At 72.0% G+C, this 24579-nt stretch carries 22 protein-coding genes and 1 pseudogene; 9 read left to right on the top strand and 14 right to left on the bottom strand.

Translation table 11 applies throughout. The annotated features are described in order from the left end of the window. Position 1 precedes the first annotated feature (1 nt). The 4 genes from HHX30_RS25190 to HHX30_RS25175 are packed head-to-tail and all read right to left on the bottom strand — an operon-like array spanning position 2 to position 4302. The gene (locus HHX30_RS25190) at positions 2-790 is read right to left on the bottom strand and encodes an ABC transporter ATP-binding protein (RefSeq protein WP_169984450.1); all 789 of its coding nucleotides are present in this window, start codon (positions 788-790) and stop codon (positions 2-4) included. Continuing rightward, positions 787-1662 (bottom strand): ABC transporter permease, encoded by an 876-nt coding sequence (locus HHX30_RS25185; protein ID WP_310742049.1) that lies wholly within the window; start codon positions 1660-1662, stop codon positions 787-789. Before HHX30_RS25185 ends, HHX30_RS25190 begins: the two co-directional genes overlap by 4 nt. After that, the gene (locus tag HHX30_RS25180; protein ID WP_311922858.1) at positions 1659-2684 is read right to left on the bottom strand and encodes an ABC transporter permease; all 1026 of its coding nucleotides are present in this window, start codon (positions 2682-2684) and stop codon (positions 1659-1661) included. Before HHX30_RS25180 ends, HHX30_RS25185 begins: the two co-directional genes overlap by 4 nt. A 22-nt stretch (positions 2685-2706) precedes the next feature. Then, positions 2707-4302, bottom strand: a complete 1596-nt coding sequence (locus HHX30_RS25175; protein WP_169984448.1) for an ABC transporter substrate-binding protein — start codon at positions 4300-4302, stop codon at positions 2707-2709. Positions 4303-4441: 139 nt separating this feature from the next. Between HHX30_RS25175 and HHX30_RS25170 the strand changes: the two genes are divergently transcribed. Continuing rightward, positions 4442-5107: an Lrp/AsnC family transcriptional regulator gene (locus HHX30_RS25170; RefSeq protein ID WP_249350435.1), complete on the top strand. Its 666-nt coding sequence runs from the start codon at positions 4442-4444 to the stop codon at positions 5105-5107. Between the two features lie 3 nt (positions 5108-5110). On the opposite strand, the gene HHX30_RS25165 is transcribed toward HHX30_RS25170, so the two are convergent. Next, positions 5111-5458, bottom strand: coding sequence for a hypothetical protein (locus HHX30_RS25165; RefSeq protein WP_169984446.1), 348 nt, complete (start codon positions 5456-5458; stop codon positions 5111-5113). A 129-nt stretch (positions 5459-5587) separates the two neighbouring features. Beyond that, positions 5588-6616 carry an ROK family protein gene (locus HHX30_RS25160; protein ID WP_169984445.1) on the bottom strand — a complete coding sequence of 343 codons (1029 nt, stop codon included), beginning with the start codon at positions 6614-6616 and terminating at the stop codon, positions 5588-5590. A 427-nt stretch (positions 6617-7043) separates the two neighbouring features. Here HHX30_RS25160 and HHX30_RS25155 point away from each other — a divergent pair, with 427 nt between their 5' ends. Together HHX30_RS25155 and HHX30_RS25150 are read left to right on the top strand one after the other, a co-directional pair. Continuing rightward, the gene (locus tag HHX30_RS25155) at positions 7044-8360 is read left to right on the top strand and encodes a cellulose-binding domain-containing protein (protein WP_169984444.1); all 1317 of its coding nucleotides are present in this window, start codon (positions 7044-7046) and stop codon (positions 8358-8360) included. Between the two features lie 128 nt (positions 8361-8488). Next, entirely contained in the window at positions 8489-9070 is a 582-nt protein-coding gene (locus HHX30_RS25150) for a hemerythrin domain-containing protein (protein WP_169984443.1), read from the top strand. Positions 9071-9136: 66 nt separating this feature from the next. Here the strand turns inward: HHX30_RS25150 and HHX30_RS25145 are convergent, their stop codons facing one another. From HHX30_RS25145 to HHX30_RS25135, 3 genes are all read right to left on the bottom strand, one after another. Beyond that, positions 9137-10336 carry a hypothetical protein gene (locus HHX30_RS25145; RefSeq protein WP_169984442.1) on the bottom strand — a complete coding sequence of 400 codons (1200 nt, stop codon included), beginning with the start codon at positions 10334-10336 and terminating at the stop codon, positions 9137-9139. A 112-nt stretch (positions 10337-10448) separates the two neighbouring features. Beyond that, positions 10449-11123, bottom strand: coding sequence for a DUF6766 family protein (locus tag HHX30_RS25140; RefSeq protein WP_169984441.1), 675 nt, complete (start codon positions 11121-11123; stop codon positions 10449-10451). Positions 11124-11217: 94 nt separating this feature from the next. Then, positions 11218-11397 carry a hypothetical protein gene (locus tag HHX30_RS25135; protein ID WP_169984440.1) on the bottom strand — a complete coding sequence of 60 codons (180 nt, stop codon included), beginning with the start codon at positions 11395-11397 and terminating at the stop codon, positions 11218-11220. A gap of 326 nt (positions 11398-11723) precedes the next feature. On the opposite strand from HHX30_RS25135, the gene HHX30_RS25130 reads away from it, so the two are divergent. Then, complete coding sequence (locus tag HHX30_RS25130) at positions 11724-12098, top strand: STAS domain-containing protein (RefSeq protein WP_169984439.1); 375 nt, start codon at positions 11724-11726, stop codon at positions 12096-12098. Between the two features lie 74 nt (positions 12099-12172). Here the strand turns inward: HHX30_RS25130 and HHX30_RS25125 are convergent, their stop codons facing one another. Next, a complete protein-coding gene (locus HHX30_RS25125; RefSeq protein ID WP_169984438.1) occupies positions 12173-13252 on the bottom strand; it encodes an MBL fold metallo-hydrolase in 1080 nt (359 codons plus the stop codon). Positions 13253-13403: 151 nt separating this feature from the next. On the opposite strand from HHX30_RS25125, the gene HHX30_RS41950 reads away from it, so the two are divergent. The 3 genes from HHX30_RS41950 to HHX30_RS25105 all read left to right on the top strand — a co-directional run bounded on the left by HHX30_RS41950 (position 13404) and on the right by HHX30_RS25105 (position 17571). Then, entirely contained in the window at positions 13404-14552 is a 1149-nt protein-coding gene (locus HHX30_RS41950; RefSeq protein WP_249350414.1) for a MurR/RpiR family transcriptional regulator, read from the top strand. Between the two features lie 63 nt (positions 14553-14615). Beyond that, positions 14616-16331: a urocanate hydratase gene (gene hutU / locus HHX30_RS25110; protein WP_169984437.1), complete on the top strand. Its 1716-nt coding sequence runs from the start codon at positions 14616-14618 to the stop codon at positions 16329-16331. Continuing rightward, positions 16324-17571: an allantoate amidohydrolase gene (locus HHX30_RS25105; protein ID WP_249350413.1), complete on the top strand. Its 1248-nt coding sequence runs from the start codon at positions 16324-16326 to the stop codon at positions 17569-17571. The genes hutU and HHX30_RS25105 overlap by 8 nt, the downstream gene beginning before the upstream one ends. 61 nt (positions 17572-17632) lie before the next feature. On the opposite strand, the gene HHX30_RS25100 is transcribed toward HHX30_RS25105, so the two are convergent. Both HHX30_RS25100 and HHX30_RS25095 read right to left on the bottom strand, forming a co-directional pair. Continuing rightward, positions 17633-18190, bottom strand: coding sequence for a hypothetical protein (locus HHX30_RS25100; protein WP_169984436.1), 558 nt, complete (start codon positions 18188-18190; stop codon positions 17633-17635). A 143-nt stretch (positions 18191-18333) separates the two neighbouring features. After that, a complete protein-coding gene (locus HHX30_RS25095) occupies positions 18334-20748 on the bottom strand; it encodes a Tex family protein (protein WP_169984435.1) in 2415 nt (804 codons plus the stop codon). Positions 20749-20815: 67 nt separating this feature from the next. Between HHX30_RS25095 and HHX30_RS43805 the strand changes: the two are divergent. Continuing rightward, positions 20816-20962, top strand: a pseudogene (locus tag HHX30_RS43805) (alpha/beta fold hydrolase); the annotation flags it as partial. 85 nt (positions 20963-21047) lie between these two features. On the opposite strand, the gene HHX30_RS25090 reads toward HHX30_RS43805, so the two are convergent. Both HHX30_RS25090 and HHX30_RS25085 read right to left on the bottom strand, forming a co-directional pair. Further along, positions 21048-21431 (bottom strand): hypothetical protein, encoded by a 384-nt coding sequence (locus HHX30_RS25090; RefSeq protein ID WP_169984434.1) that lies wholly within the window; start codon positions 21429-21431, stop codon positions 21048-21050. Positions 21432-21554: 123 nt separating this feature from the next. Then, entirely contained in the window at positions 21555-23303 is a 1749-nt protein-coding gene (locus HHX30_RS25085; protein WP_169984433.1) for an ATP-dependent DNA helicase RecQ, read from the bottom strand. Positions 23304-23594: 291 nt separating this feature from the next. Here HHX30_RS25085 and HHX30_RS25080 point away from each other — a divergent pair, with 291 nt between their 5' ends. Next, the gene (locus HHX30_RS25080) at positions 23595-24548 is read left to right on the top strand and encodes a Ppx/GppA phosphatase family protein (protein WP_169984432.1); all 954 of its coding nucleotides are present in this window, start codon (positions 23595-23597) and stop codon (positions 24546-24548) included. Positions 24549-24579: the final 31 nt, after the last annotated feature.

Genomic DNA, 24579 nt, shown 5'->3' with positions numbered 1-24579 from the left:
GTCACGGCGAGTTCTCCCCAGGCGGAACGGGCAGGGCGTCGAGCAGCGAGCGGGTGTAGGGGTGGCGGGGCTCGCGCAGCACCTGGCCGCGCGCGCCGGTCTCCACGACCAGGCCGTCCTTCATCACGCTCACCTCGTCGGCGACCGCCGACATCACGCCGAGGTCGTGGGTGACGAGGAGGACGGCGAGGCCGAGGTCGTCGCAGAGGCCGCGCAGCAGGCGGAGGATCCCGGCCTGCACGGTCACGTCGAGCGCGGTCGTCGGCTCGTCGGCGATCAGCACCTCGGGCTCGCAGGCCAGCGCGACCGCGATGGCGATCCGCTGCCGCATCCCGCCGGAGAACTGGTGCGGGTAGCGCTTGAGCGCCTCCTCCGGGCCCGGGATGCGCACCTTGGCGAGCAGGCCGGCGGCCCGCTCCCGTGCCTCGTTCCTGCCGAGGCGCAGGTGGTGGCGCATGTGCTCGGTGAGCTGCCGCCCGACCGTCAGCATGGGATGCAGGCTGGTCGACGGGTCCTGGAAGACCATGGCGATCTTCGCGCCGCGCACCTCGTTGAGCTCGCGGGGCGGCATCTCCAGCAGGTCACGCCCGCCGAACTCGATCCGTCCCGAGCTGCGGGAGCCGTGGGGGAGCAGGCCGAGCACGGCGAGACCGGTCATGGTCTTGCCCGAGCCGCTCTCCCCGGCGAGACCGTGCACGCGGCCCGCCTCCAGACTCAGGTCCACGCCGTGCAGGACGTCGTGGCCGCCGATCGACACCCGCAGCCCTTCGATCGTCAGCGCGGCGCTCACAGTGCACGCTCCTTGATGGCCCGGGCGGTACGCGGGTCGAGCGCGTCGCGCAGCGTGTCGCCGAGGAAGTTGAACGCGAGGACGACCGTCAGGATGGCCAGCCCGGGGAACGTCGCCACCCACCAGCTGTCGAAGACGTCCACCCCCGCGGCGACCATCGCGCCCCACTCGGGCGACGGCGGTTTGGCGCCGAGCCCGAGGAACGACAGGCCCGACAGCAGCAGCAGCGCGGTGCCGATGTCGAGGGTGGCGAGCACCAGGACCGGCCCGGTGACGTTCGGCAGCACGTCCACCCGCAGCGAGCGCCAGGCCGAGAAGCCCAGCAGCCGGCCGCTCAGCACGTACTCCCGCTCCCGCACGCCGAGCACGAGGCCGCGGGTGACGCGCGCGTACGCCGGCCAGGCGACGACGAGCACGGCGAGCACCGCGTTGCCGAGGCTCGCGCCGAGGGCGGCGGCCACGACCATCGCGAGGATGACGGTGGGGAAGGCGAACACGAGGTCGGCCAGGCGCATGATCGTCTCGTCCACCCACCGGCCGAAGTAGCCCGCGCAGGCGCCGAGCAGGCCGCCGATCAGCACCGACAGCACCACGAGCAGCAGCGTGAGCGGGATGGACACCCGGGCGCCGTACATGACCCGGCTGAGGATGTCGCGGCCGAGCTGGTCGGTGCCGAGCCAGTGGCCAGGGCCGGGCGGCGCGAGCCGGGGCAGCTCCTGGGCCAGGGGGTCGTGCGGCGCGAGCACCGGCGCGGCCAGCGCGACCACGATCCAGGCCAGCGCGACGACGACGCCGACGACCGCCAGCGGCCGCCGCCACGCCTCGGGGAGCCGCCTCGCGCGGGTGCGCGCGAACAGGCCGGCGCGCTTCACGAGACCCTCACTCTCGGATCGACCACGCCGTACAGCACGTCGACGACCAGGTTGATGACGAGGTAGACCACGCCCACCACGAGACCGACGCCCATGACGGCGGGCAGGTCGAGGGTGGTGGCGCTCTTGTAGGCGTACTGGCCGACCCCCGGCCAGGCGAAGACGGCCTCCACCAGCACGGTGCCGGACAGCAGGCTGCCGAACGCCAGACCGGCCACCGTGATGACGGGCACCAGCGCCGGGCGCAGGACGTACCGGAACAGCACCACGCGGCCGGGCAGGCCCTTGGCGCGGGCGGCGCGGACGTAGTCCTGCCCGAGCACCTCCAGCACGGCCGAGCGGGTGAACCGCGTCAGCAGGCCGATCGTGTAGAGGGCCAGCACGAGCGCCGGGGCGGCCAGGTGGCCGACGGCCGAGGAGAACACGTCCCATCGGCCCGACAGCAGGGCGTCGACCGTGTAGAGGCCGGTGACCTGCGGCGGCGGGGTCATCCCCGGGTCGATGCGGCCGCTGCCCGGAGTGATCTGGAGCCGGAAGAAGAACACGTAGAACGCCATCAGCGCGAGCCAGAACGTCGGCACCGAGATGCCGACCAGGCTCAGCACCCGGAGCACGTGGTCCGCGAAACGGTCCCGGCGCAGCGCCGCGACCACCCCGAAGCCGACGCCGAGGATCAGTGAGACGACGATCGCGGCCCCGGCCAGCTCCAGCGTGGCCGGCACGGACTGGGCGAGGTCGTCCAGCACCGGGCGGTGACTCTGCTGGCTCGTCCCGAGGTCGCCGTGCAGCAGCCCGCCGAGGTGTGCGAGGTACTGCTGCGGCAGCGGCCGGTCGAGGCCGTGGTCGGCCCGCCACTGGGCCACGATCGCCGGGTCGCCGAGCGCCCGCTGGCCGAGGTTGGCGGCCACGGGGTCGCCCGGCACCAGGTTGGTCAGCACGAAGGTGACCAGCGTGATCCCCACCGCCAGCAGCAGCGCCGTGACGATCCGCCGGACCAGGAACCGGGCGAGCGGGCTGCGCACCGCCCGGTTCCCCGTACGCCGGCTACTTCGCGCCGAGGTCGGCGACATTGATCGTCCACACGGGGTGGTACTCCACGCCGGTGACGGAGGCCGCCGTCACGATGTTCTGCCCGGGCTGGATCAGCGGCATGAACGGACCGGTCGCGTTGAGCTTCTGCTGGAAGTCGGTGAACGCCTGCTTGCGGTCGTCGTCGGTCACCGCGGCGCCGGCCTTGTCGGCCGCGGCCTGGACGTCCTTGTCCGCGCCCGCCTTCCAGCCGGACCGCAGGCCGACCAGCTTGCCCGGGGCGAACGACAGGTAGTTGCTGGGGTCGGGGAAGTCCGGGCCCCAGTACCACAGGCCCAGCTCCTCCTTGCCGTTGCGGTAGTTGTCCAGGGCGGTGGTGACCGGCGCGGGGGCCAGCTCGACCGTGATGCCGACCTCCTTGAGGTTGGCCTGGATGCGCTCGGCCAGCGGCTGGAAGGACAGGCCGTTCACGGTCAGCTCGCTGGGGTACTCCAGCGTGACCTTGGGGTCGGCCACGCCGCTCGCCGCGAGCGCCGCCTTCGCGCCCTCGACGTCGCGGGCGGCCGCCTGGTCGGCGGGGAGCGCGCCGAGGAACATCGACGGGATGATGCCCGAGGCCTGCGTCGAGCCCTCGCCGGCCAGCTCCAGCAGGCCCTGGTAGTCGATGCCCTTGCGCAGCGCCTCGACGAACTTGGGGTTGGAGGTGACCTTGCTGACGCCCGGGTCCTGGTTGGCGAGCAGGAAGAACACGTACGCCGAGGCGGTCCGCTTGACCTGCAGGCCGCCGGAGACGCCGGAAACCTGGTCGCCGGACAGGTTCAGCGCCACCTGGCTGTCGCCGCGCTGCACGTTGAGCTTCTGCGTGGCCGACTCGACGTTGCGGATGACGACCTTGTCGTAGTACGGCTTCTTCGCGCCCCAGTACTTGGCGTTCGCCTTGAGCACGACCTGGCTGCTCACGTTGAACGACTCGATGGTGTACGGCCCCGAGCCGGCCGAGGCGGAGTTCAGGTACTGCTCGGCCTTGTCGTTCGGGTCGTTCGTCGCGCCGTTCTCCTTGGCGACCTTCGAGTTGAGGATGCCGAGGGCCGGGTTCGGGAGGATGTACGGCAGCGCCGGGTTGGGGGTCTTCGACGTCAGCGTGATGGTCGTGTCGTCGGTCTTGGCGACCTCCACGCCGTCCAGCAGGAACGACGGCGTGCCCTTCATGTCGCGGACCCGCGTGAGGGAGAACACGACGTCGTCGGCCGTCACCGGGGAGCCGTCGGCGAACGTGGCGCCCTGCCGCAGCTTGAGCGTGAGCTCCTTGCCGTCGGGCGACAGCTCGTACGACTCGGCGAGCGACGGCACCGGCTTGGTGACGTCGGAGCCCTCGAACGTGAGAAGCGTGTCGTAGGTCGCCTTGTCGACGATCAGGCCGGTCGGCTCGTAGGTCCGCCCGGGGTCCGCCGTCTTGAGGTCGAACGAGGTGTCGATCACGAGCGTCTTGCCCGCGGCGCCGCTCTGGGTGCTGCTGGACGAGCCGCCGCCGGAGCAGGCCGCGAGGGCGAGGGCGCCGGTGAGCACAACCGGCAGCAGGCCGGCCCTCACCTGCCACGAACGGGTCGTCATTATGTGTCCTCCGAAAACAGGCCAACTCGTGGCCGTATGGACGTTTGGTCGCCGATCGTCCAGGATTGTGCTGCAGAAAGTCCAGCTCATGAGGCCGAACCGAGACGAATCTCCCGTGGAGGAAGAACCAGTGACCGAAATGTCAAGCAACTCGGGGTCCGGAGGCGGGGCCGCTGGACGGATCGGCATCGGCCTGGAGCTGGATGCCACCCACCTGAAGATCCTCGAGGTGCTCAGAGAGAACGGGCGCGTCTCGGTGTCCGCGCTCGCCGAGCGGGTCGGGATCTCCCGGGCCAACGCGTACACGCGGTTCGAGGCGCTGCGCGCCGACGGCGTGATCAGGCGGTTCACGGCGGAGATCGACCATCAGCGGGCCGGCCTCGGCATCGTCGCGCTGATCTTCGTGACCGTGCGCCAGCAGATGTGGCGGCAGTTCCGCGCCCAGCTCGCGCAGATGCCGGAGGTGGAGTACTGCGCCATCACCACCGGGCAGCACGACGCCATGATCCAGGTCAGGATGGCCGACGTGGCCGAGGTGCACGCGATGGTCACCGAACGCCTGGCCAACATCCCGGCCGTCAAGGCGACCGAGACCGTGTTCATCCTGGACGAGGTGCTCAGGCGCCCGTACGTGCTGCCGAGCGATCACGAGCGGGAGCGGGGCCGGGGGACCTCGCGGCGGCCCGGCTCCGCCCCCTCGCCGGAGCCCGAGCAGGGGCAGGGGCACGGGCAGGGGCTGCCGCTCGGCAAGATGCGGTTCGTCGGGGCGGCCGAGGGCCGCGCCGCGCTGCGCGACGAATCGTAGGTTTCAGACCACTTCGGCGCAGATGCTGATGTGGGTGGTGTCGTCGTCCTCGAACTGGAACTCCTCCACCAGGCGCAGCCGGCCGTCCCCGGCCGTCTCGATGCGGCTGGCGCCGCGGCCGCTCGCGCGCTCGCCGGTCTTCAGCAGGTGGACGTAGGAGATCTCGATGCGGTCGGCGTCCCGCGTGCCGACGAACCGGCCGTGGACGACGGTGTCACCGGTGTATTGCCCCCAGATCACGCCGCCCGACTCCTCGTACGCGAACTCGGTGGGCGCGTCGGCGTTCACCTCGCTGGCAGTGGAGCTGATCATGACGAAGCGGCGGCCGTTGAGCAGGTCTGTGTCGTTCACGAGTTCGCATCGTGCCGTTTCGCACGAGATTCGCAACTCGCTCTGGACGTTCCGTTCACCGGGCCCCGGCCGGGCGTGTGATCCGTCCAGGACACACGCCGCGGCCGGGCCGCGGGGCGGACGGCCGTGTCAGCGGCCGACGATCTCGGCGAGGGCCGCCAGCGCCGCGCCCCGTGCGCCCGCCATGTCGAGGTCCTCCACCAGCGTCACGGTGGTTACCCGCCGCTGCTCCTCGCGCAGCAGGGTGTGCTCGCGGACCTTCTCGAGGAACCACTCGCGGAAGTGCGGGGCCGCCTCCACCACTCCGCCGCCCAGGAAGTACGCGTCCGGGTCGGTGAAGTTGGCCGCGATGGTGAACAGCCTGCCGATGGCCATCGCCTGCTGTTCGAAGACCTTGAGCGCGAGCGGGTCGCCGTTCTCGGCGTAGCCGCGCAGCAGCTTGGCGGCCTTCCCGGCGGACCCGGCCCGGTGGAGCTCGTGATCGGGAAAGCGAGTCAGCCAGTAGGGCAGCAGGTTCTTCTCGATGCCCGTCAGCGAGGCCACGCTCTCGGCGTCCCCGACGAAGCCGCAGTTGCACTCGGGCAGCGGCTGGTCCTCCTCCAGCAGGCCCTGCAGGGGGATGTGGACGTGCCCGAGCTCGCCGGCCATCCCCGCCGCGCCCTTCACCACGTGCCCCGACTGGATGACGCCGCCGCCGAGGCCGGTGCCGACGATGGCGGAGACCGACGAGTGCTGCCAGGCGTCGGGCCCGAAGCGTACGTGATGGGAGTAGAGGGCCGCCGCGTTGCCGTCGTTGTTGTAGACCACCGGCACCCCCAGCCGGGACTCCAGGGCCCCCCGGAAGTCGAAGCCGAACCACCCGGGATCGACGAAGTTGGTCGCGCCCTTCGAGGAGATCACGCCGTCGGCGCTGGCCGGGCCCGGGGTGTCCAGTCCCACCGCGCGCACCGTGGAGCGCGGCGTGCCGGTCAGCTCCAGCACGTTGTCGAGGGCGAGGAGGAGCTGCTCGACCGCGACCTCAGGACCCTCCCGTACGAGGCTGGGCGTCTCCACCATCCGGTCCACGAGGAACCGCCCGGAGGCGTCGAGAACGGTCGCGTTGTTGCTGGTGCCGCCGTTGTCGAGCCCGACGACGACCCAGGACCCTGCATCTGCCATTGGGGGATGTCCTTTGCGTTCGTGCGTGTCAGTGCGAAGACTACGAGAGCCGGCGCCCGCGGGCACCGGTCGGGGCGCAACAGGCGGGAGGCGTGCCGCGCGGGGGCGCGCACGGTGAAAGATTCAGTTCGGGCCGCGGCCGTCTCCGCTCGTCTCCGGCGGCGGCGGTGCCCATGAGCTGCGCCGGATGCCGCCGTCGGCCGGGCGGTCCCGCCCCGGCGCCGAGGGCGTCCGTTGACCGGTCAGGCGACCCGGAGAAAACATCTGCGTCCGGGGGCCGCAGCGTCGCGACCCGTCTGTCCCAGGGCCCGCGGCCCGAGCGCGCGCGCCTGCCCGAGACTGCCCGCCCGTCCGTGCCTGTCCGGCGGGCGCGGCGCGGGCCCGGGCGGCGCGCCGAACGAGCGGATGCGCAGAAATCGAGGTACGCATGAAGCAGTTCCGTCCTGTCCGAGGGGTTCGCCCCGGCGCCCGTGGCCTGCCGGGCTCTCCGGCGGCGCGCCTGGTCGCGGCGCTCGCCGCGCTGGTCGCCGGTCTCGTGGTCGTGCTGGTGCCCGGCACCGCCTCCGCGGCCCCCGTGTGCAAGGTGGACTACACGACCAACCAGTGGCCGGGCGGCTTCACCGCGTCGGTGCGGCTGACCAACCTCGGCCCGGCGGTCAGCGGATGGACGCTGCGCTGGACGGCGGGCACCGGCCAGCAGATCACCAACGCCTGGAGCGCCCAGGTCAGCCAGTCGGGTACGGCGGTGACCGCGGTCAACGTCGGCTACAACGGCTCGCTGGCCACGGGCGGCACGACCGACTTCGGGTTCCAGGGCACCTGGTCGGGCAGCCTCACGACGCCGTCCGACTGGTCGCTGAACGGCGTGTCGTGTGACGGCGGCGGGGTCTCCCCGTCGCCCTCGCCGACGCCGTCCCCGACCGTCGACCACTCGCCATCCCCGTCACCGTCCCCGTCCCCGTCACCGTCGCCGTCACCGTCGCCGACTGTCGACCACTCGCCGTCCCCGTCACCGTCGCCCTCCCCGTCACCGTCGCTGTCGCCCACGCCGTCCGGCTGCTCGGGCAGCGGCCTGGTCGTCTGCTCCGGCTTCGAGGACCAGTCGGGCACGCCGTCGGGTGAGTGGCAGGTGACCACCCCGAACTGCTCGGGCAGCGGCACCGCCACGATCGACTCCACCACCGCGCACAGCGGCGGCAAGTCGCTGCGGATCAACGGCGGCGGCAACTACTGCAACCACGTCTTCGCCTCGAGCACCAAGAACGTCTCCGCCATCTCGCCCGTGGTCTACGGGCGCATGTGGGTGCGGCACACCACCGCCCTGCCGGCGAACCACGTGACCATGATCACGATGGCGGACTCCAGGGACGGCGGCAAGGACCTGCGGATCGGCGGCCAGGGCGGCGCCCTCCAGTGGAACCGGGAGTCCGACGACGCCACGCTGCCCGAGCAGAGCCCCACCGGGGTCGCGCTGAGCAGCCCGCTGCCCGTCAACCGCTGGGTGTGCCTGCGCTTCCAGGTCGACACCACGAAGCAGGCGATGCGCACGTACCTGGACGACCAGGAGATCAGGGGCCTCACGGTGGACGGCACACCCACGCAGGACGTGGACGCCCAGTGGCTGCGCCGATCCACCGCGCCGCGGCCCACGACGCTGCGCCTCGGCTGGGAGAGCTACGGCAGCGACTCCGACGTCATCTGGTACGACGACGTGGCGCTGGGATCGAGCCCGATCGGCTGCTGATCACCGCAGGTCAGGGGTAGATAGCCGGGTGTCCGCCAGATGCGGTCAGGCTCGACCGTGGTCCCGTTTTCGTCCGGCGCCCGGCCTTCCGAGGGGAGGCCGGGCGCCGTATCCGAGGGGAGAGGGACATGACCGACGTGCAGCACCCGATGCCGGAACTGATGAAGGAAGGCGACGTCGTCGACCTGCTCGTCCGCCAGCACGCGCTGATCAGGGACATGTTCGACGAGGTGGAGCACACCGCGCCGGGCGAGCGCCGTGAGCCGTTCCGGCGGCTGGTGCGCATGCTGGCCGTCCACGAGACGGCGGAGGAGGAGATCGTCCACCCCTACACCCGGCTGCGGGTGGACGGGGGGACCGGCGTGGTGGCCGACCGGCTCAAGGAGGAGCGCGAGGCCAAGGTGATGCTCAGCAGGCTGGACGAGATGGGCCCGGAGCATGCCGGCTTCATGGCCGAGCTGGACAGGCTGCGGATGGCCGTGCTCGCGCACGCGCGGGCCGAGGAGCGGTACGAGTTCACCAGGCTCCGGGCCGAGACGACGGCGGCCGAGCGGCGGGCGATGGCCCTCGGTGTCCGGGCCGCCGAGGCGATGGCGCCGACCCGCCCGCACCCGGGCGTGGAGACGATGACGAGGAACCTGCTCCTGGGCCCGCCCGCGGCGATCATGGATCGGGCGCGGGACCTGATCCGCCAGGCGCTGCGCAGGTAGTAGCAGGCCTGCGAGCCCCCGGCTCGGGCCCGCGCACGTACGGACCCGAGCCGGGGGTTCGCCCGGTCAGTGGGTGCGCAGGCTGTAGAGAGGGTGGGCGCCCTCCAGCTCCAGGCGGTACTCGTCGCCCGACTTGGCGCGGTTCTCGTCGATGACGCGCTCGCTGGGCGGTTCCTCCCCGCCCATCAGCTGCTCCTGCCAGCGCTGGAACCGCTCGTGGGCCTCCTGGACGTAGCCGGTGCCCAGGGTGGTGTAGTCGATTTGCGTGGAGATCAGCTCCCGCAGGTAGTCCTTGTTGGGCTCGAACGTCACCGGCTTGGGCAGCGCCGGGGCCAGCAGCTGCTCCGGGTCGCGCCCGTCGTGCCGGCGGAACAGCTCCGCGGCGATCCGCAGGTGCTCCAGCTCCATGTTGAGATGCAGCTCCCAGATCGTCTTGACCTTCGGGTCGGACTCGGTCTCCATGAAGGAGTGGTAGAGGTAGCACTCGTTGTACTCGTGGTTGAGCAGCTGCTCCCACCACGTCTCGCCCGGGTCGACCAGCGACTCGTAGTGCGTGACGTGCTCTTCCTCGATCAGCCCGATCTCCTGGTAGAGCTGCCGCGCGATCGGCTCCATGTACGTCGGGCCGACGTTCATGTAGAAGTTCATCGTCTGCTGCTCCGCGGACATGACGGTCAGCGCGTGCAGCTTGGAGATCGCCTGTGCGGTCTCGCGGTTGTAGTGCTCACGGACGTTGTCGGCCGGGTGGCGGTGGTGCATCTTCGTCGGCCGGCCCGGCATCACCTCGGTCACCCGGTCGACAATCTTCTCGGCCTTGCGGTGCTCGATCATCTCGTACAGGTTGGCGTAGCGGTACAGGTGATCGAAGTCCTCCAGCACGCCGAACTGGTAGGCCTGCTTGAGATAGGGGTCGGGCTCCATCCGGGCGACCCAGGCGGTCAGGTCCACCGCCACCTGCTCGTAGGCGATCGTCGTCTCCAGCACCGAGGCCAGCCCCGGCAGCAGCCAGTTCACCGTCCTCTGCTGCTGTGCCTCGATGTAGCGCACCTCCGCCAGCCGCTGCCTGACCTCCAGATCGGAGTGGTGCCGGGCGAGATGATGGCTGAACATGATCGCCTCGATCTCGATGCCGTTCATCGTGATGATCCGGCACCGGGTGTAGGGATCGGCGCGGTCGGGGTCGATCGGCGTGACATTCAGCTCGCGCCAGTTGCGCAGCTGCCGATCCAGCGGTATCCCCCGCTCCTGCAGCGGATTGAACGTCATCTCGGTGCTCCTCCCCACGATTGGCGCTGGGCGTACCCAAGCCGCGGAATGCGACAAACGTGGACATTCGGAGCTTTGCCCGAGATTGTCATCCGGCCGCGAGGGCCACCCGTCAGCCCGCGGACGACGTCCTGGAGTGCGGGTCGCCGACCCTTTTCGACTGCGGTGAGCCCCGCTCGCGCAGGAAGATCGCGAGCAGGACCATGGAGGCGACCGCGAGGAACTCCGACTGCCAGTTCTGCAGCGTGCGGTTCCAGAAGTCGGCGGAGGTCACGTAGCCGCCCCAGCCGACCGGGTCCTCCAGCCGGGCGGGCTGCTCGTTGTTGTACGCCGCGAGGCCCGCGACGGACTGGGCCAGCCAGGCCAGCAGGAAGAGCAGGCCCATCGCGATGCCCAGCGAGTGGCTGAACACCGTCCGCCGCCAGCCGTCCGCCGCCGCCCACGCGGGGGAGCCGGGCTCGGCGTGCCGGCCGGCCTTCTGCTCGGCGTCGGTCTCCAGGCCCTCCTCGCCCCGCTTCTTCGACTCCGGCGAGCCGCGCTGCACGAGCCAGACCGTGATGAGGATGTAGAGGAAGAACTGCAGATACTCCGACTGCCAGTTCTCGGCTACGTCCACCGCGAAGGCCGACGAGGTGACGTAGTCGGCCCAGGTCACGGGGGAGCCGCCGCCCGCCACCCGCTCCTCGCTGAACGCCGCCGCGCCCGCCGCCGACTGCCCGGCGAGGCTCAGCAGGAACAGCAGCAGGAAGCACAGCGCGAGCGCGTTGTCCCTGATGAGGCGCTTCACCGCCACTACCTCCCCGCCAGGCCGACGACGATCGCGTAGGCGAGAACCAGCACGACCGTGACCAGCAGCACCGCGTAGAGCGTCCGCGCGCCGTTCACGCCTCCACCTCGCATTCGTGCGGCTGTCCCGGCCGGGGGTCGCAGCCCGCGGCCCGCACCCGCCGGCCCTCGGGGAACCGGTGCAGGAAGAGCGTGTCGCCGTCCACCCGCACCCGCGCCTCGTCGCCCCACACGTCGACGCCGCGTACGGCGCCCGTGCGCAGGCCGGCCGACACGATCTGTCTCTCGCAGTCGTCCAGCGAGCGCGCCGCCTCGGGGGCCAGGAGCAGACATGCCTGGCCTCCCCGGCCCTGTCCGGCCGCGGACAGGAAGCGCTCCGCCGTCGCGGTGACGGACGCGTCGTCCGCGGACGCGCACCCCGCGGCGACGAGTGTGAGGCAGACGACCGCCGTTGCTCGAATGCGCGACTACCGGGGGGACGGAAGTGAAACCTGCACACAGTTTTCGTCAGGCAGATGGGATTATTCGTCGGTTACGCGTAATATGGGCGATTCCGGAAGGAGTTCCGGGTGGGGTCATCTCACCAACGGAGGTGGGATCCTTGCACGACTTCCAGGTGTCGGTGGCGCAGTCGCCCCCCTTCACCCTCATCACCCTCAGCGGTGAGCTCGATGTGCTCACGGTCCCCGCGCTGCGCGAGCAGGTGGCCCCCCTCCTGGCCCGTCCCGCGACGCGCATCCTGTTCGACCTGGAGAGGCTGCGGTTCATCGACAGCGCCGGCATGCGCGTGCTCATCGACGCCTGCGTCCGCAACCCGCCCAAGGACGGAGACGGCGCGGTCTGCGGGATGAGCCCTCAGATGCGCCACCTGTTCTCGCTGCTCGGCCTCAGCTCGCGGCTCACCATGTATCCGACCCGCGCCGACGCGCTGCGCCGTTCGGTGGCCGAGCCTCCCGACGCGGCTCACATGAACTGATCGCCCGGCGTGTGCCCGCGGCCGGTAGCCGCCGGGCCGAGAGCACCCGCCCCGCAGGCCCGGCATCCGGCTCATCACATGATCGTCTGCCACCAGCCGTCCACCGGCGGCGGGTCGTCGACCGTGACGCGCTCGCCCGGCCGCGGCACCACGAGGCGCACGTCGCGTGCCTTGGCCTCCCGCCACAGCTGGTCGACCGGGTCGTTCCAGGCGTGCGGCGCGAGCGAGAACGTGCCCCAGTGAACCGGCAGCAGCACCCGGGCGCGCACGTCGAGGTGCGTGAGGATCGCCTCCTCGGGTGTCATGTGGATGTCCGGCCAGCCCTTGCTGTAGGCGCCGATCTGGACCACCGACAGGTCGAACGGCCCGTACGTCTCGCCGATCGCGGCGTACCCGTCGAAGTAGCCGGAGTCGCCGGTGTAGAAGACCCGCCGGCGCTCGCCCGCGACGACCCACGAGGCCCAGAGGGTCTGGTCCCGGCGGAACCCGCGGCCGGAGAAGTGACGGCCGGGGGTCGCCACGAACCGGAGACCGGACACCGTGGCCTCCTCGTTCCAGTCCAGCTCGATGATCCGGGACGCGGGCACCCGCCAGCGCTCGAGATGGGCGCCGACCCCGAGCGGCACCAGGAACGGCGCGGACTGCGTGCGGACCAGCAGGCGCACCGTGTCCATGTCGAGGTGGTCGTAGTGGTCGTGCGAGATGACGATCGCGTCGAGCTCGGGCAGCTCGTACACCGGCACCGGCGGAGGGTGCAGGCGGCGCGGCCCGGTGAACGACGCCGGGGAACACCGCTCGCTCCACACCGGGTCGAGCAGCACCCGCCGCCCCTCGATCTCGATCAGCACCGAGGAGTGGCCGTACCAGACGGCGTCGAGGTCCTCACCCTGGGACGGGCCGGGGGTCATCAGGGGAACGGGGAGGCGCGGCCTGCGCGGCGTCCGGCGGAGGAACTCGCGGGCGACCTGCTTCCTGGTCCCCGGCGGAAGGACGGGACTGGGCGTCGTGTTGCGGAAGGCGCCGTCACGGAACTGTTTCGAGCGCCGCACCCGACTCGCCCGCTCGCCCGACGGCCGCCCCCCCAGCGCGGCGGGGACGTTCCGCACCGCCCACACCGCCGCCGCCAGGGCGGCCGCTCCCGCGACGAGCCCCACGCGACGGCCCAGGTCACTACTTCTCGAACCACCGGTCTTCAATGGCAATCTCCCTTGCTGGGTTCTGCCGATCAGACTAGGCAATCGCCGCACCGGTGCGCGCCGACGGCGCCTTGCCTGTGGACAACCCGTCAGAGGAGACTGCCTTTGAATGAAAGCATGCAGACCGACCGGCCCGGCGCGGGCCGGTGAGGCGGGGGAGATGAACACCGGCCACAACGCGGACGACGGCCCGGGCGGCCACCTCGGCAACCTCGGCGGCCGTGACGTGCCCGGCGACCGTGACGTCCTCGATGTCCTCGATGTCGTCGGCGACTTCGGCGACGTCGACGGCGAGGCCGCGTCCCGCCTGCTGCGGCTGTTCGAGGGGCACCGGCTGACACCCGTGCAGCGCAGGATCGCCCACTGCCTCGCACGGCACGCCGCCGAGGCGCCGTTCCTGTCGAGCGTCGAAGTGGCCGAGCTGGCCGGGGTCAGCCAGCCGTCGGTGACCCGCTTCGCGATGGCGCTGGGCTACAGCGGATACCCCGGCCTGCGGCGCAGGTTCCGCGAGCTGGGCGTACCGCCCGGCCGGGGACGGGACGGGGCCGGCCGGAACGGGGAAGACGCCGGACCGGACGCGGGCTCTTCCGCGCCCGCGGTCGCCCCTCGGCTTCCCGGCGGCGGCGGGGACGGGCAGGCACCCGAGGATCACGGTCCTGGCCTCGACTCGGCGACCGGCCCGGGCGGCGAGTACCGGCGGGCCGTGCTGGCGGAGATCGAGAACCTGCGCGCCCTGGCCCGGTCGCTGGACGACCCCGGGCCCGTCGCCGAGGCCGCCCGCCTGCTCGCCGCATCACGGCCGCTTCCGGTGCTGGGCCTGCGGGCCGCCGCGGCCCAGGCCGCCGGGTTCGCCTACTTCGCGGCGAAGATCCACCCCGACGTACGGCCCCTGCACGAGGCGGGGTCGCTCCTGGCCGACCGCGTCGAGCAGGCGGCGGCGGCCGGGGCGACGGCCCTGCTGTGCTTCGCCCTGCCCCGCTACCCGGCCGAACTGGTGGACGCTCTCCGCGCCGCCCGCGCGGCCGGGCTGAACGTCGTCACGGTCGCGGACCGGCGGGTGCCGTCTCTCGCCGGTCTGTCGCACGTCCTGCTCACCGCCGCCGTGGGCACGCGTCTGGTGTTCGACACGGCCTGCGCGCCGATGATGCTCGGCCGGGTGCTGCTGGAGGCCATGTGCGACGAACTGCCCGGGGCGCAGGCCCGCCTGGAGGCGTTCGAGGCGTCGGCCGCGGCCCGTGGGGTATTCCTCATTGACTGAATCTATTCATTCATTCAGGATGAATGGAACCATGCGCCGCGGGCGCGGGTGAAGGGAGGATTCGTGGCTGACGACGGCGACAGCGCCCTCAACCGGGCTCCCGACCGCGCACCCGTCCGGGCTCCGCGCGGCGGCACGCTCAACACGCGCGGCTGGCAGCAGGAGGCCGCGCTGCGCATGCTGATGAACAACCTGGACCCCGAGGTCGCCGAGCACCCGGAGCGGCTCGTCGTCTACGGCGGCAGCGGCAAGGCGGCCCGCGATTGGCCGTCGTACGACGCCATCGTGCGCGAGCTCACCACCCTGCGGGCCGACGAGACGCTGCTGGTGCAGTCGGGCCGGCCGGTCGGCGTGATGACCACCCACGAGTGGGCTCCCCGGGTGCTCATCGCCAACTCCAACCTCGTCGGCGACTGGGCGACCTGGCCGGAGTTCCGGCGGCTGGAGCGGCTCGGGCTCACGATGTACGGCCAGATGACGGCCGGCTCGTGGATCTACATCGGCACCCAGGGCATCCTGCAGGGGACGTACGAGACGTTCGCGGCGGTCGCGGCCAAGCGGTTCGGCGGCAGCCTCGCCGGGACGATCACCCTCACCGCCGGGCTCGGCGGCATGGGCGGCGCGCAGCCGCTCGCGGTCACGATGAACGGCGGCGTGGCGATCTGCGTCGACTGCGACCCGCGCGGCGTCGAGCGCCGCATCGGCCACCGCTATCTCGACGTGCGGGCCGAGAGCCTGGGGGAGGCGCTGCGCCTGGCGTACGAGGCCAGGGACGCGCGCCGCCCGCTGTCGATCGGGGTCGTGGCCAACGCCGCCGAGGCCGTGCCCGCCCTGCTGGCCGGGGGCGCGGAGATCGACGTCGTGACCGACCAGACGAGCGCGCACGACCCGCTGGCGTACCTGCCGCTCGGCGTCGCGTTCGAGGACATGACCGCGCTCGCGCGCAAGGACCCCGAGGGGTTCACCCACCGGGCGCGCGAGTCGATGGCCCGGCATGTCGAGGCGATGGTCGGCTTCCAGGACGCCGGCGCGGAGGTGTTCGACTACGGCAACTCGATCAGGGGCGAGGCGAGCCTCGCCGGCTACGCGCGGGCGTTCGACTTCCCCGGGTTCGTGCCCGCCTACATCCGGCCGCTGTTCTGCGAGGGGAAGGGCCCGTTCCGTTGGGCGGCGCTGTCCGGCGACCCGGCCGACATCGCGACGACCGACCGCGCGATCCTCGATCTCTTCCCGGACAACGAGCCGCTGGCCCGGTGGATCAGGATGGCGGGGGAGCGGGTGCGCTTCCAGGGCCTGCCCGCGCGGATCTGCTGGCTGGGGTACGGCGAGCGCGACCGGGCCGGGGAGCGGTTCAACGACCTCGTCGCTTCGGGGGAGATCTCCGCGCCCATCGTGATCGGGCGCGACCACCTCGACTGCGGCTCGGTCGCCTCGCCCTACAGGGAGACGGAGGGCATGCTCGACGGCTCCGACGCGATCGCCGACTGGCCGCTGCTCAACGCCATGGTCAACGTGGCCTCCGGCGCGTCCTGGGTGTCGATCCATCACGGAGGAGGGGTCGGCATCGGCCGTTCCATCCACGCGGGGCAGGTCACCGTCGCCGACGGCACCGCGCTGGCGGGGGAGAAGATCCGCCGGGTGCTGACCAACGACCCCGGCATGGGCGTGATCCGGCACGTGGACGCAGGGTACGACCGGGCCGCCGAGATCGCCCGCGAGCGAGGCGTACGCGTCCCGATGACCGGGGCGGGGCCGGCCGATGCGGACGCCGATGCCTGAGGGAGCGGCGCGGGTCCTGCCCGAGGAGGTGGCGGACGGCTTCCGCCGCATGTGGCGTGACCTGCTCCCCGTCGGCCGGTACGACGCGACGGGCGGGTACCGCAGGCACGCCTGGACGGCGGCGGACGCCGAGTGCCGGGCCTGGTTCGCCGGGCAGGCGCGCGAAAGAGGCCTGACGTACGAGATCGACCGCAACGGCAACCAGTGGGCCTGGCTGGGCGATCCCGCGGCCGGGAACGCCGTGGTGACCGGCTCCCACCTCGATTCGGTGCCCGACGGCGGGGCGTACGACGGCCCGTTGGGTGTCGTGGGGGCGTTCGCCGCGCTCGACGCCCTGCGGGCGCGCGGCCTGCGGCCGGAGCGGCCGCTGGCGGTGGTGAACTTCACCGAGGAGGAGGGCGCCAGGTTCGGCCTTGCCTGCCTGGGGTCGCGGTTGATGACCGGCGCCGTCCGCCCGGAGACGGCCGGGGCGCTGCGGGACGCGGACGGCGTCACCCTGGCGGCCGCGATGGAACGGGCGGGACGCGACCCGGGGGCCGCCGGGCGCGACGACGAGCGCCTCGCGCTCGTCGGCGCGTTCGTGGAACTGCACGTGGAGCAGGGCCGCCACCTCGCCGGCACGCCGCACCCGGTCGGCGTCGCCTCGGCGATATGGCCGCACGGCCGCTGGCGCTTCGACTTCCACGGGGAGGCCAACCACGCCGGGACCACCCGGCTGGAGGACCGGCGCGACCCCATGCCGGCCTACGCGGCGGCCGTGCTGGCCGCTCGGGCGGGCGCCGAGCGCCTGGGGGCCCTGGCCACCTTCGGCAGGGTCAGGATCGAGCCCAACGGCACCAACGCCATCGCGTCGATGGTCACCGCGTGGCTCGACTGCCGGGCTCCCGACGCCGCCCTGCTGGACAGCCTCGTCGAGGAGACGGCCCGGGCGGCCGAAGGGGCCGAGGTTACCCGGGAGTCCTACACGGCGGTCGTGGACTTCGACGCGCCACTGCGGGACCGCGTCGCGCGCGTCCTCGGCGGCGCGCCGGTGCTGCCCACGGGGGCGGGGCACGACGCCGGCATCCTCGCAGGAGAGGTCCCGGCGGCCATGCTGTTCGTGCGCAACCCCACGGGTGTCTCGCACTCGCCGTACGAGCACGCCGAGGAGGCCGACTGCCTCGCCGGGGTCGCCGCCCTCGCCGCCGTCCTGGAGGACCTGCTCGCTCCGGCCGCAGACGGCCCCGGCGCGGCTCTCTGAGCGCACCGGCGGCTGAACCCCCCGGCGCGAGTTGCCCAAGCTGGGTGCCAACTGGGCGAATTCAGCCTTTTGGTGCTACCAGTGCTTGTTTGCTCCCTGATGGGTGACTGAGGCGTTTGATGCCTTTAGCGTGAGAACCAGGGTCCAGATCCAAGGTTCGATGGATCGATTCGAGCTCCGTGTACTCGGACGTCGTCCGCTTTCTCAGCACGGAGCCGACGGAGGGATTCCCATGTTCAGACACGCATTGGCTGCTGCCGTCGTGACGGCTTCGGCCCTCGTCGTCCCTGTCACGATGCAGACGCAGCCCGCCAGCGCGGCCGGCACGACCGAGCAGGTCATCAGGCCGTCGAGCACGGGGGACTGCCCGGGAGGCGAATGCCGCAGGCGCCACCGTCACCGTCACCATCACCGTGAACATCACCGCCGCCACCATCCCGGGCAGCAGCAACAACAGCAGCAGCAAGGAAGAGGCCAGCAGCAACAGCAGCAACAGCAGCACGGCCGAGGCGGTCAGCAGCAGCAACAGCAACAGGGCCGGGGAGGTCAGCAGCAGCAACAGCAGCAGTGACCGAATGACCGGCCATCGTTCCTGATCGGCCCTGTGCCCCGCGTCCATTGCCTCGCGGGGCATTTTCGTCGCCGGTCCCGGCGCACCGAAGGCGGGCGCCGGGAGCGAGCAGGCGGGTGGACCGGGAGGGCGTCAGCGGGATCGGCGGTCACCTGAACGGGGAGCGAGCAGGCGGGTGGACCGGGAGGGCGTCAGCGGGATCGGCGGTCGCCGGAGCCGGGGTCGCCCAGGCCGGCCCGGCGCAGGGCCTCGGCCATGGCCCCGCCCTGCGGCGCACCGCCCGAACCCCGCCCGCTGCCGCGGCCAGACCCGCCTCTGCCGCCCTGGTTCTGGCCGCCCTGGGTTTGGCCGCCCTGGTTCTGACGGGGGGAGTTCTGGCGCGGCTGGCCGCGCCGGCCGCCCTGCCGGTCGCCCCGGGCCTCGCCGTCCGGCCCGCCCCTGCGGCCGTTGCCCGTCGTCTCGTCATCCAGGCGCAGCGTGAGCGAGATGCGCTTGCGCTGGAGGTCGACGTCGAGCACCTTGACCCGGACGATGTCGCCGGGCTTGACCACTTCGCGCGGGTCCTTCACGAACGAGTTCGACATCGCGGACACATGGACCAGGCCGTCCTGGTGCACGCCGATGTCGACGAACGCGCCGAACGCGGCGACATTGGTGACGACGCCCTCCAGGATCATGCCGGGCGACAGGTCGGAGGGCTTCTCGACGCCGTCCTTGAAGGTGGCGGTCTTGAACGCCGGACGGGGGTCGCGGCCCGGCTTCTCCAGTTCCTTCAGGATGTCGGTGACGGTCGGCAGGCCGAAGGTGTCGTCGACGAAGTCGGACGGCTTCAGCGTGCGGAGCGCCGAGGTGTTTCCGATCAGCGTGCGCAGGTCGCTCTTGCTGAAGTCGAGGATGCGGCGCACCACCGGGTACGCCTCCGGGTGGACGCTGGAGGCGTCGAGCGGGTCGTCGCCGCCGGGGATGCGCAGGAAGCCCGCACACTGCTCGAACGCCTTCGGGCCGAGCCGCGGTACGTCCTTCAGCCCGGTCCGGGAGCGGAACGGGCCGTTGGCGTCCCGGTGCGCGACGATGTTCTCCGCCAGTCCGGAGCTGATGCCGGAGACCCGGGTCAGCAGCGGGGCGGACGCGGTGTTGACGTCCACGCCCACCCCGTTCACGCAGTCCTCCACCACCGCGTCGAGCGAGCGCGACAGCTTCACCTCGGACACGTCGTGCTGGTACTGGCCGACGCCGATGGACTTGGGGTCGATCTTGACCAGCTCGGCCAGCGGGTCCTGCAGCCGCCGCGCGATCGATACCGCGCCGCGCAGCGAGACGTCGAGACCGGGCAGCTCCTGCGAGGCGTAGGCCGACGCGGAGTACACCGAGGCCCCGGCCTCCGACACCATGATCTTGGTGAGGTGCGGCATGTGCTTGACCAGCTCGGCGGCGAGCTTGTCGGTCTCCCGCGACGCGGTGCCGTTGCCGATGGCGACCAGCTCCACCTTGTGCTCGGCCGCCAGCCGGGCCAGCACCGCGAGCGACTGGTCCCACTGCCGCCTGGGCTCGTGCGGGTAGATCGTCTCGGTGGCCACGACCTTTCCGGTGCCGTCCACGACCGCGACCTTCACCCCGGTGCGCAGGCCCGGGTCGAGGCCCATGGTCGGCCTCGCCCCGGCGGGAGCGGCGAGCAGCAGGTCGCGCAGGTTGGCCGCGAACACCCGCACGGCCTCCTCCTCGGCCGCCTGCCACAGCCGGGTGCGCAGGTCGATGCCCAGATGGACGAGGACGCGCGTCCGCCAGGCCCAGCGCACGGTGTCGAGCAGCCACTTGTCGGCCGGGCGGCCCTGGTCGGCGATGCCGAACCGCCGGGCGATCCGCGCCTCGTAGTCGTTCGGCTCCTCGGCCTCCGGGTCGAGGGTGAGCGCGAGCACCTCCTCCTTCTCGCCCCGGAACATCGCGAGGATACGGTGCGAGGGCAACCGGGTGAAGGGCTCGGAGAAGTCGAAGTAGTCGGAGAACTTGGCGCCGGACTCCTGCTTGTCCTCCCGCACCTGGGAGACGAGCCGCCCCCGGGACCACATCCGCTCCCGCAGGTCGCCGATGAGGTCGGCGTCCTCGGCGAAGCGCTCGACCAGGATGGCCCTGGCGCCCTCCAGCGCCGCGGCGGCGTCGGCCACGCCCTCGCGCACGTATCCCTCCGCGGTCGCCTGGGGGGTCAGCGACGGGTCGGCCAGCAGCGCGTCCGCCAGCGGCTCCAGCCCCGCCTCCCTGGCGATCTGCGCCTTGGTCCGGCGCTTGGGCTTGAAGGGCAGGTAGATGTCCTCCAGCCGGGCCTTGGAGTCGGCCTCCATGATCCGCGCTTCCAGGGCCTCGTCGAGCTTGCCCTGAGAGCGGATCGAGTCGAGGATGGCCGCCCGCCGCTCCTCCAGCTCGCGCAGGTAACGCAGCCGCTCCTCCAGCGTGCGCAGCTGGGCGTCGTCGAGCGCACCGGTGGCTTCCTTGCGGTACCGGGCGATGAACGGCACCGTCGCCCCGCCGTCGAGCAGGTCGACGGCCGCGGTGACCTGGCTCTCGCGCACGCCGAGCTCTTCGGCGATCCGCTGCTGAATGGACGTCGTCACGATCCTGATCCGCCTTCTTCCGGGAGGGCTCTCATTCTGCCGGATCCGCCGGGTCCCCTCACGCCACCTGTGGACAACCTCCGCCGGCGCCGGGCGATCACCGGGCACTCGCGCGGTTCCGCCTGCATACGAGGACCACGCCTCCGGCCGCCCTGTCGTGCTGATCCACGGGTACCCGCTCGACGGCCGCTCCTGGGAGAAACAGACCACCGCGCCCGCCGCCCATCCGGGCCTGCTCCGCAGCCGGTTCCCGGCGATGCGCGGCGCGGGCGGCGCTCACGATTGCCGGGCGGGGCGGCTCAGCGCGCGGTGAGCCTCTCGTACAGGCCGAGACCGGCCGGCAGCAGGAGCGCGAGCGTGAGCAGGCCGTGCGACGCGAACCACCGTCCGCCTCGGGAGGGCTCCTCCTTCGCGGGAATCTCCAGAGCCGGACGGCCGAGCGTGATCTCCGGATGGTGCGCAAGGTAACCGGTGGGGAACGTGGTCACGGTCCCGCAGCCGCACCCGGGGCAGGTCATCCCTGACCAGGGCGGCTGGACGGCCACCTCGTCCCGGACCCACACGACGACGTCGTTGCCGTGCTCGTCGCACCTGCGGTGGACGACGTACTCCTCCTCCCAGACCCGCAGGCAGTGCAAGCACTCGAACGGCCACGTCTCCCTGGTGCTGATCCCCTCCCGCACCGGTACCACCCCCGAACTCAAGACCCCTCTACGAGTCTCGACACCGGGCGAAACCACTGCAAGTGGGGCCAAGGCCACGATCGGTAATGATTGCCCAGCCGGACGGGCGTACCCCGGGATCCGTCAGACCACTTCGAGCAGCTCGTCGACCACGCCGAGCGCCAGCGTCTTGTAGCCCACGGAGTCGAACAGCACCGTGATCCGGTCCTGCTCACGGCTCATCACGATCCCGTGCCCCCACTCCGCGTGCCGTACGTTCGCGTGCATGGGGAACGGCCCGTCGCCGGTCTCCGGCGGGGTCACGGTCCCGGAGCGGCAGGTGTCGCAGTCGCCGCACGACCGCTCGTACGGCTCGCCGAAGTACTCCAGCAGGAAGCGGCGCCGGCAGCCGGTCGTCTCCGCGTAGCCGCGCATCATCTCCAGCCGGGAGTCCTCCATCCGGTGCCGGAGATCGTCGATCTCCACTGCGCGGGCGGCGGCCTCGTCCGGCGGCGGGCCGTCCGGCGCGTAGTGCAGGGCGCCACCGTGGCTGACCTCGACCGCGCCCGCCCGTTCCAGCAGGTTGACGTGCGAGGTCAGCCTGGCGGTCCCGATGTCGAGGAGCTCGCGCAGGTCGGCGGCGGCCACCTCGCCGCCGTGCTCGTGGACCAGCGTCGCGATCCGCCGCATCAGGTTCTCGTCCGCCCGGCCCCCGGCGAAGAACTTGCGCAGCCCCAGGTCCTCGGGCCGGTAGAACAGCACGGTCTCGGCCGGGTTGCCGTCCCGGCCCGCCCGGCCGATCTCCTGGTAGTACGCGTCGAGCGACTCGGGGGGCGCGGCGTGCAGCACGTAACGCACGTCGTGCTTGTCGATGCCCATCCCGAAGGCCGAGGTCGCCACGACGGTGTCGAGGTCGTCGTCCTGGAACCGCTCGTGGATGCGGCGGCGTTCCTTCGCCTTCATCCCCGCGTGGTACGCCTCGGCCCGGCGGCCGCGATCCTTCAGCAGGTCGGCGTACTCCTCGGCCTGGCGCCGCGTCGCCACGTAGACCAGCCCCACGCCGTCCAGCCCGGCGGCGTGGTCGGCCAGGGCCCTGCGCTTGTCGTCGTCGCTCGTGAACCGGTGGACCTCGAGATGCAGGTTGGGCCGGTCGAATCCCCGCACGATCTGCTGGGCCCCGATCAGGCCGAGCGACTCGACGATCTCCTCGCGCACGGTCGGCGCGGCCGTGGCCGTCATCGCGATCACCGGGGGATGGCCCAGACGCTCGATGACCTTGCCGAGCCGCAGATACTCCGGCCGGAAGTCGTGGCCCCAGGTGGACACGCAGTGCGCCTCGTCCACCGCGATCAGGGAGGGCCGGGCCTCGGCCAGCCGCTCGACCACCTCGGGCTTGGCGAGCTGCTCCGGCGAAAGGAACACGTACTCGGCGTCGCCCGCGCTGACCTGGTCGAGGCCCGCCTCGACCGAGCCGGCCGAGTTGACCGCGACCGCGCCCGCGGCCCCCGCCTTGAGCAGGCCCATGACCTGGTCGCGCTGCAGGGCGATGAGCGGCGACACGACGATCGTCGGGCCTTCCAGGAGCAACCCGGGCACCTGGTAGACGGCCGACTTGCCGCCGCCGGTAGGCATCACCAGCAGCACGTCGCGCCCCGCGAGCAGGAGCTCCATCGCCTCCTGCTGGCCGGGACGCAGTTGCTGCCAGCCGAAGGCGTCCCTGGCCGTGGCCCGCAGGCGCCTGCCCCTGCGTCCGAACCGCCGGCCGAAGCGGCCCCCGGCCCAGCCGCCGGCCCAGCTTCCCGACCAGTCCCGCGACCAGCCGCCCCCGGCGCCGCCGAGCCTGTCACCGGGTCGTCCGCCGGACAGGCCCCCATACCTCTGCCTGACGCTCATGCCATCGCACTCCCTCGCCCGAACGGCCTGCAACTACCCCCGGGGAAAGGGTCGAACCGGAATAGGCCGGGCTGCCCCGTCCACCACTTCCCGCTAGGCGTACGGCGGACGCCCACGACGCGGTCGAGCCGGGCGTGGTCGGCGCGGTGCTCGTGGACGTCGCCCCCGAGTGAGGCCCCGAGTGAGGCCCCGAGTGAGGCCCCGAGTGAGGCCCGGAGTGATGCAGGAGTGAGGCGGGAGTGGGCCCGGGAGGCGGTGGATCTTTCCCGGGCGGGCGGTACCGTCGGGAGCATGCGACTCGGAGTCCTGGACGTCGGTTCCAACACGGTGCACCTGCTGGTCATGGACGCGCATCAGGGTGCCCGGCCCCTCCCGGCGTTCTCCCACAAGGAGGAGCTGAGGCTGGCCGAGCACCTCGTCGACGGCGACAGGCTCAGTGAGGAGGGCGCGGCGCGGCTCGGGGCCTTCGTGCGTGAAGCGGCCCGCATCGCCGAGGACAAGGGCGTGGAGGACCTGGTCGCCTTCGCCACTTCGGCGGTGCGCGACGCGGTGAACGGCGAGGACGTGCTGGCGCAGATCAAGGCCGACACGTGGGTGGACATCCAGGTGCTGTCGGGGGACGACGAGGCCAGGCTGACGTTCCTGGCCGTGCGCCGCTGGTTCGGCTGGTCCTCCGGGCGGCTGCTGGTGACCGACATCGGGGGCGGCTCGCTGGAGATCGCCTCAGGCATCGACGAGGAGCCCGACGTCACGGTCTCCCTCCCGCTCGGGGCGGGACGGCTCACCCGTGACTGGTTCACCGCCGACCCGCCCGGCCCGGAGGAGCTCCGCGCGCTGCGCCGGCACGTGCGTACCGAGATCGGGCGGACCGCCGGGGCGGTCGCCAGGTACGGCAGGCCCGACCACGCCGTCGCCACGTCCAAGACCTTCCGCCAGCTCGCGCGCATCGCGGGGGCGGCCTCGTCGGGCGAGGGCCCGTACGTCAAGCGGACGCTGACGCATGAGGACCTGGTCGAGTGGACGGCACGGCTGGCGGCGATGCCGGCGGCCCGCAGGGCGGAGCTTCCCGGCGTGTCCGCCGGGCGGGCCGCGCAGCTTCTCGCCGGCGCGGTCGTCGCGGACGCCGCGATGGACCTGTTCGAGCTGCCGGTGCTGGAGATCTGCCCGTGGGCGCTGCGGGAGGGCGTGATCCTGCGCAGGCTCGACGGCCTGCCCATGGGTCGCCCCCCGCTGGCCGATCAGTAAGGTATGAGGGTCATCCAAACGGGGCAAGGCA

This window comes from Microbispora sp. H10836 (assembly GCF_012999525.1).
Classification (GTDB): domain Bacteria; phylum Actinomycetota; class Actinomycetes; order Streptosporangiales; family Streptosporangiaceae; genus Microbispora.
This window is presented reverse-complemented; position numbering and strand designations above follow the sequence as displayed.